Below are 7,275 nucleotides of genomic sequence, written 5' to 3' on the forward strand. Positions count from 1 at the left end.
TCGCCCCCCCGTCGGGGGGCCGGCCGCGGATCCGGCCCTTCCGCCCCCCCCGCGGGGGCGGGGGCGGGCGGGCCCCCCCGGCCGGGGGGAGGGCTCCGGCCGGCACGCTCCGGCGACCGGCCCGCCACCCTCCACACCGGCCGTACGGGCTCCGGCCGGCGGGGCGTCGGCCGTACGGGTGCTATGCGGGCCTGCGGGCGTCAGGCGTGCGGGCTACGGGCCTGCGGGCGCGAGCCGCGGGGGCCTGCCGTACGGCTCCGCCGGTACGGGCGTCGGGCGGGCGCGCGGGCTCCGGCCGTACGGCGCCGGCCGGTCGGGCGTCACGGGTATGGGCGCCAGGCAGGCCTGCGGGCTCCGGCCGTACGGGCGGCGGCCGCTGGCGTCAGTCGTGCGGGTGCGCGGGCGCAAGCCGTACGGCTCCGCCGGTGCGGGCGTCGGGCGGGCCTGCGGGCTACGGCCGTACGGCGCCCGGACGGCCGGGCGTCGGCGGTATGGGCGTCAGGCGGATCTGTGGGCTCCGGCCGCGGGGGCCTGCGGGCATCAGCCGTGCGGGTGCGGCGGGCGCGGCGCGCCCGCCGGGTCGGCCGGCCCGGGGGCGGCATCGGCGTCGGCGGCGTCCGGGGAGAGCAGCAGCAGGGCCACGTCGTCGCCGGGGCCGCCGCCCGTGAAGGCCGCCAGGTCCCGCCACACCGCCTGGACCAGGCCCGCCGGGTCCCGCGCCAGTACGGGCACCCGGGCGGGCAGCGGGTAGAAGTGCCCGGCCCGGTCCCGGGCCTCCGTCACGCCGTCGGTGTACAGCAGCAGCCGGTCCCCGGGGCCCACCGGCAGCTCCACCGGCGCCGGCTCGGCCGGCCCGGCAAGCCCCAGCCCCAGCGGCGGCCCCGGCTCCACCGCCACCTCCTCGACCGCCGAACCGCGCAGGAGGAGGGCGGACGGGTGCCCGCACGACACGATCCGTACCAGGTCCAGGCCGGGCGGGAACTCCAGGAGCACCGCCGTCGCGAAGAGCTCCGGGGGGTCCCCGGAATCCGCCGCCTGCGCGGTGTCGGCCAGCAGCCGCCGGTCCAGCCGGGCCGCCACCTTCGCCAGCTCCGCGTCGTCCAGCACCGCCTCGCGGAACGCCCCGAGCAGCGCGGCCACCGTGGCGACCGCCGCCAGACCGTGCCCCTGCACGTCCCCGACCAGCGCCCGCACCCCGTACGGCCCCGCCCGCACGTCGTAGAGGTCGCCGCCGACCAGCGTGCCCCGCTGCGCCGCCCGGTACAGCCCGCAGCAGCGGACGGGACCGACCCGGTCCGGCAGGGGCGGCAGGACGGCCAGCTGGGCCGCCTCCGCCACCGTCCGTACGGTGACCAGCTGCGCGTCGCGCCGCCGCCGGACCCAGGCGATGACCACGCTGAGCAACCCGACCGCGGCCACGGTGGCCAGGTCGGAGCCGCGGGCGCGGCCGACGCCCAGGGCGGGGGCGCCCAGCAGCACCAGCACCAGCGCGGCGAAGAAGGCGGTGCCCGCCGCCCCGTACGCGAAGGCCGCGACAGGGGGCAGGGCGGCGAGGAAGAAGCCCAGCTCCACGTCGCCCGGGGTGAGCGCCTGGGCGAGGACCAGCACGACCAGGGCCGCGGCGGGGGCGATCCGGGCCCAGACCGGCGGCGGCTGCCCGCGCAGCCAGCCCGGCTCCTCCCGTCCGCGTCTCACCCCTCCACCCTGGTACCGGGGCGGGTCCCGCGCACCCCGGACCGGCCCGGCGGGTGGCCGCGGGCGGCCCGTGCCGGGACAGTGGGGGCGTGACGGACGACGAAGCCCCGGGCAGGCCGCCGACGCGGGCGCACCGCGCGGCCCACGGCGGCGGCCGGGCCGGTGGCGGCCGGGTCGGCGGCGGCTCGCAGAGCGCGGAGATCAGCACGCGGCTCAACTGGCTGCGGGCGGGGGTGCTCGGCGCCAACGACGGGATCATCTCCACGGCGGGCCTGGTGGTCGGCGTCGCCGGCGCCACCACCTCCCGCTCGGCGATCCTGGCGGCGGGCGTGGCCGGACTGCTGGCGGGCGCGCTGTCGATGGCGGCGGGGGAGTACGTATCCGTCCACTCGCAGCGGGACTCCGAACAGGCCGCGCTCGCCCATGAGCGCCGGGAACTGGCCGAGGAGCCGGCGGCGGAGCTCGACGAACTCACCGACCTGCTCGCGGCGCGGGGCCTGAGCCGCGAGCTGGCCCGGGAGGCCGCCGAACAGCTCACGGAACGGGACGCGCTGCAGGCCCACGCCCGGGTGGAGCTGGGCATCAATCCCGACGAACTCGCCAACCCCTGGCACGCGGCCGTGGCCAGCCTCGTCGCCTTCACGGTGGGGGCGTTGCTGCCGCTGCTGGCGATCACGCTGCCGGGGCCGTCGGCGCGGGTGCCGGTCACCGCGGCCGCCGTCCTGGCCGCGCTCACGCTGTGCGGGGTGGTGAGCGCCCGGCTCGGCGGGGCGCCGACGGGCCGGGCGGTGCTGCGCAACGTCGCGGGGGGCGCCCTGGCGATGGCGGTGACCTACGCGGTGGGCACCGTGCTCGGCACCTCCGCCTGAGCCCCCCGGCCGACCCGGGTACGCCCGCCCGCGACCGGAGTACGCGACCCCGGCCGCCCCCGACCAGCCCCCGTCCGCGTCCCCGCCGGGCCGGGGGCGGGCGGGCGGATCGTGCCGCTCGTGCCGCCGCCGGGGTGGTTCGGGCGGGGCGGCCGGGCGAACCGGCAGGATGGAGGCATGCGCATCGCGGTCACCGGTTCCACCGGGCTCATCGGCAAGGCCCTCGTACGGTCCCTCCGGGCGGACGGGCACGAGGTGGTCCGGTTCGTGCGCCGGGCGCCCGCCGCCGCCGACGAGGCGCGGTGGGACCCGGCGCGGGGGGAGGTGGACCCCGCCGGACTGGCGGGCTGCGCGGCCGTCGTGCACCTGGCCGGAGCGGGAGTCGGGGACCACCGGTGGACCGCCGCCTACAAGCGGGAGATCCGCGACAGCCGGGTCCTCGGCACCGCCGCCGTCGCACGGGCCGCAGCCGCCCTCGACGAGCCGCCCGCCGTCCTGGTCAGCGGGTCCGCCATCGGCTACTACGGCGACACCGGCGACCGCGCGGTCACCGAGGACGCCCCCGCCGGGCACGGGTTCCTGCCCTCGGTCTGCGTGGAGTGGGAGGCGGCTGCCGAACCCGCCGCCGCAGCCGGCATCCGTACCGTCCACGCCCGTACCGGCCTGGTCGTCGCCCGCGACGGCGGGGCCTGGGGCCGGTTGTTCCCGATCTTCCGGGCCGGCGCCGGAGGCCGCATCGGCAACGGGCGCCAGTACTGGTCGTACATCTCGCTGCGGGACGAGGTCGCGGCCCTGCGCCACCTCGTCGACACCCCGGCCCTCTCCGGCCCGGTCAACCTCACCGCCCCCGAGCCGCTGACCAACCGGCAGGTGACGGAGGCCATGAGCCGGGTGCTGCACCGGCCCGCGGTGCTGCCCGTGCCGGCCGTCGCCCTGCGCGTCGCGCTGGGAGAGTTCGCCGAGGACGTGCTGGGCAGTCAGCGGGTGCGGCCCGCCCGGCTGCTGGAGTCGGGCTTCGTCTTCAGCGACCCCGGAATCGAGCAGGCGATCCGCGCCGCCCTCTGAGCGACCGCACCCGCCACCGCTGCGACCGCCGTGCGACCGGTCGTGACTCGAATGCGACCGTGATGCGACCGGGTCCGACCGGACCCGACCGTATTACCTCATCCAACGTGGGTTCCGCCGGAGCCGGTTGGGGGAAGGACGGTGAGACACAGCCGCGCCGACCTCGGGGAGGGGCACGTGCTCAGCAGCTCACACCATGCCGCACACCATGCGGACGTCGTCATCGTAGGAGCCGGAGTCTCAGGACTCGCGGCAGCGCAGCACCTGATCGCAGCAGGGGTCACGGTCACCGTCCTGGAGGCCGCCGACGACCCCGGCGGCCGGATGGCCACCACGTCGGCCGACGGATTCCGGCTGGACCGGATCGGCCAACTGCTCAACACGGCCTACACGGAACTGGCCCGCACCCCCGGCCTGGAGGACCTCACCCTGCGCCCCTTCGCGCCCGGAGTCCTCGTCCACACCGACGGCAAGCAGCACCGGGCCGGGGCGCTCACCCCCGCCCGGGCCCTGGCCAGCGGCTCCCTCGACCAGGCCCGGCTCAGCGCCGCCCTGGGCCGGCTCGCCGCCCTGTCCGAGGACAAGCTGCTCGCCCGGCCCGAACGCACCGCGCACGCCGCCCTGCGGACCCGGACCCTGCCGCCGCGCACGGTCAACGGCGTCGTGCGCCCGCTCCTCGCCGCCCTGCTCCGCGATCCGGAGCTCACCACCTCGAGCCGCGTCGCCGACCTGGCCCTGCGCACCTTCGCCCGCGGCCGGCTCGCCGTGCCCGAGGGCGGCGCGGCGGCCCTGCCCGACCTGCTCGCGGCCGCCCTGCCGCCCGGCACCGTGCACACCGGGGTCCGGGTCCGGTCGGTGGCGACCAACCTGGTCACCACCGAGGAGCACGGCCGGTTCGGCTGCCGGTCCGTCCTCCTGGCCACCGGGGCCCGCGCCGCCGCCGAGCTCCTGCCCGGCCTGCGCGTACCCGCCTTCCACGAGGTCACCGTCCTGCACCACGCCACCGCCGCCCCGCTGCCCTGGGACGGCTCGCTGCTCCTGGACGCGGACCCCGCCTGGCCCGTCGCCTACACCGCGGTGATGAGCGCCGTCGACCCGGCCCGGGCCCCGGCCGGCCGGAGCCTGGTCACCACCACCGTCCTCGGCCCGCCGCCGCCCACCCGTACGGTCGCCTCGCGCCTGGCCCGGCTCTACGAGACCCCGACCCGGGAGTGGGAGCTGCTGGACGTCCACCACACGCCGGAGGCCGTCCCCGCGATGCCCCCGCCGCACGACCTGCGACGCCCGGTCCGGGTCCTGGCCGGGCTGTACGTGTGCGGGGACCACCGCGACACCAACACCGTCCAGGGCGCCCTGCACTCGGCCCGGCGGGCCGCCACCGCCGTCCTGCGCGACTTCGGCATCCCCCTCCCGGCCACCCCGGAACCGACCCTTCCGCTGGCGGCCTGAGGCGCCCGGCGCCCGCACCCCAGCGGCCCGCCCGGGCCCGCTGGGGGGGGCGGGTCAGGACAGCGCCGACACCCGGTCCCGGTACGTCCGCACCGCCGAGGCGTCCCGGTACGGTTCCAGCCGGCGCTCGAAGTCCCGTACGTACTCCACCGCCCGCGCCGACCGCATCTCGCTCGCCTGCTGCGCCGCCTCCGCGCCCAGCGCGCACGCCTGGTCCAGCTCGCCCAGCCCCAGCCGGGCCGTGGCGAGCACCACCCGGCAGAACAGCCGCGACCGGGCGTACCCCGGGGCCCGCAGCTGGAGCGAGCGCTCCGCGTGCTGCGCCGAGGCCCGGTACTGCTGGAGGTCCCGATGGCAGTGCCCGAAGTCGTCCGCCAGCTGCGCCTCGTCGAAGAAGCGCGCCCAGGGCGGCACGTCGTCCCCCGGCCGGGCCGCACCCAGCGCCCGCTCCGCCCGCACCAGCGAGGCCGTGGCCGCCCGGACCTCGCCCAGCACGGCGTGTCCGCGCGCCTCCGCCGAGTGGAGCAGCGCCTGCACCACCGGCGGCGGCCCGGAGCCGACGCCCTGCTGGGCCACCCGGGCCAGCTGCACGGCCTCGCGGCCGTGCCCGAGGTAGACCGCCTGGCGGCTCATCGTGACCAGTACGTACGAGCCGTACGGCCGGTCCCCGGCGGCCTGGGCGAGCCGCAGGGCCTGCACGAAGTACCGCTGGGCCAGCCCGTGCGCGGCGATGTCGTACGAGGTCCAGCCCGCGAGCCGGGTCAGATCGGCGGCGGCGGAGAACAGCCGCCGCCCGGTGGCCTCCCCGTAGGTGCCCCGCAGCATCGGCTCGGCCTCGTGCTCCAGGTAGCGCACCAGGGCCTGCCGGGCGTGGCCGCCGCCGTAGGCCTGGTCCAGGGTCCGGAACAGCTCGCCCACCGACCGCAGCGCCGCGATGTCCCCGCCCGTCACCCGCTGCCCGGGACCGCGGTCGACCTGCCGCTGCCGGGGCACCGTGGCGCGCCCCTGCACCGGAATCCTGGACGCGGCCGGATCGGCCCCCCGCCCCACCCGCTCGTCGGCGCGCCCGATCAGCCAGTCCCGGCTCGGCACGACCAGCCCGGCCGGGGTGAAGGCGATCTTCCGTAGCTCGGCGTGCGAGCCGGAGTCCTTGCGCCACAACCCGCTGGCGATGTCCACGGCCTCCTCGGGGGTGGCCGCGAACTCCAGCCCCGCGTACACGGGCGCGCACGCGTCCAGACCGAGGTCCTGCGCCGAGAGCCGCCGGCCGAGGCGCCTGGTGAACACCTCGGCGATCAGCGCGGGGGTGGTGCCGCGCGGCTGCTGCCCGCGCAGCCACCGCGTCACCGAGGTCTTGTCGTACCGCAGATCGAGACCGTGCTCCAGGCCGAGCTGGTCGACGCGGCGCGCCAGCCCGGCGTTGGAGAAACCGGCCTCCTCGATCAGCGCCGCGAGCTGCCGGTTGGGGACGCGCTGGGCAGGTCGTTCCGTCATCGGCTCCACGGTCTCCTGACGTGACGGACCGGGGTCCCGGCCCAGTGAACGGCGTGAATGTAGCGGCGAACTCGCCTCGTCCCGCCCTGTCTGTCCCACATTCATCCGATCGTGTGCAGAACAGGCCCCGGGATGGACGGCCGCCCGTGGCCGGGAGTGACATCTGCGGGGCCCCTTGACGGGCCGACCCCGTCCGCCCGCGTACGCTGCGCCCCATGACGCGCAGGCCCCCCGCGGCGTGCCTCCCCGAGGGGCGCCCCGAGTCCACCGCTCCGCTCCCCGCGCCCGAGCTGACCGAGGCCGAGTGCCGGCGGTGCGGGACCCACATCGCCGGGCTGGACGGGCGGTACGCGTGCGGGGTGTGCGGCTGGGTGAACGACCATTCGGAGGGCCACCGCCGGCTGCCGCGCGCGGACGAGGACCCGGACCGCCCACCGAAGGGCCGGCGCCGCCCGAAGCAACTGCCGGGACCTCCGGAGGAGGGCCTCCCCGGGCCTGCCGGGCGGTCCGCGGAGACCCCGGAGCCGCATCCGGCGGCCCCCGCCCCCCTCGCCGTCTCCGCCCCCCTCGCCGTCCCCGCCGCCGCGGTCCCCGTCGGCGTCGCCGCGGACGCGGAGCGGTTTGCGGCCGCAGCCCCCGGCGACGGGTCGGCGCAGGTCCCGGCGGGGGCCCGCGTCGGTTCGCGGCCGGGGCCCTGAGGAGC

The 7,275-nt window shown here is 78.4% G+C and carries 6 protein-coding genes; 4 read left to right on the forward strand and 2 right to left on the reverse strand.

Annotation, left to right across the window (positions count from 1 at the left end; genetic code table 11):
• Window positions 1-540 precede the first annotated feature (540 nt).
• Complete coding sequence (locus ACFWU6_RS33310) at window positions 541-1,695, reverse strand: PP2C family protein-serine/threonine phosphatase (protein WP_383985188.1); 1,155 nt, start codon at window positions 1,693-1,695, stop codon at window positions 541-543.
• A gap of 89 nt (window positions 1,696-1,784) precedes the next feature.
• Here ACFWU6_RS33310 and ACFWU6_RS33315 point away from each other — a divergent pair, with 89 nt between their 5' ends.
• From ACFWU6_RS33315 to ACFWU6_RS33325, 3 genes are all read left to right on the forward strand, one after another.
• Window positions 1,785-2,564 carry a VIT family protein gene (locus tag ACFWU6_RS33315; protein WP_383805692.1) on the forward strand — a complete coding sequence of 260 codons (780 nt, stop codon included), beginning with the start codon at window positions 1,785-1,787 and terminating at the stop codon, window positions 2,562-2,564.
• Between the two features lie 177 nt (window positions 2,565-2,741).
• A complete protein-coding gene (locus ACFWU6_RS33320; protein WP_383805690.1) occupies window positions 2,742-3,629 on the forward strand; it encodes a TIGR01777 family oxidoreductase in 888 nt (295 codons plus the stop codon).
• A 177-nt stretch (window positions 3,630-3,806) separates the two neighbouring features.
• Entirely contained in the window at window positions 3,807-5,078 is a 1,272-nt protein-coding gene (locus ACFWU6_RS33325; RefSeq protein WP_383985191.1) for an NAD(P)/FAD-dependent oxidoreductase, read from the forward strand.
• 54 nt (window positions 5,079-5,132) lie between these two features.
• Here ACFWU6_RS33325 and ACFWU6_RS33330 read toward each other — a convergent pair whose 3' ends face one another.
• On the reverse strand, window positions 5,133-6,572 hold the full coding sequence (locus tag ACFWU6_RS33330) for a regulator (protein WP_383805686.1): 1,440 nt from the start codon (window positions 6,570-6,572) through the stop codon (window positions 5,133-5,135).
• Between the two features lie 215 nt (window positions 6,573-6,787).
• On the opposite strand from ACFWU6_RS33330, the gene ACFWU6_RS33335 reads away from it, so the two are divergent.
• Complete coding sequence (locus ACFWU6_RS33335; RefSeq protein WP_383985193.1) at window positions 6,788-7,270, forward strand: hypothetical protein; 483 nt, start codon at window positions 6,788-6,790, stop codon at window positions 7,268-7,270.
• The last annotated feature ends 5 nt before the right edge of the window (window positions 7,271-7,275 follow it).

It is taken from the genome of Streptomyces sp. NPDC058674, from assembly GCF_042716505.1.
Taxonomy (GTDB): Bacteria; Actinomycetota; Actinomycetes; order Streptomycetales; family Streptomycetaceae; genus Streptomyces.

Bases quoted from the DNA above. Each gene is read 5' to 3' on its own strand.
- ACFWU6_RS33320 (WP_383805690.1), top strand. From the start codon at position 2,742: ATGCGCATCGCGGTCACCGGTTCCACCGGGCTCATCGGCAAGGCCCTC.
- ACFWU6_RS33330 (WP_383805686.1), bottom strand. From the start codon at position 6,572: ATGACGGAACGACCTGCCCAGCGCGTCCCCAACCGGCAGCTCGCGGCG.
- ACFWU6_RS33335 (WP_383985193.1), top strand. From the start codon at position 6,788: ATGACGCGCAGGCCCCCCGCGGCGTGCCTCCCCGAGGGGCGCCCCGAG.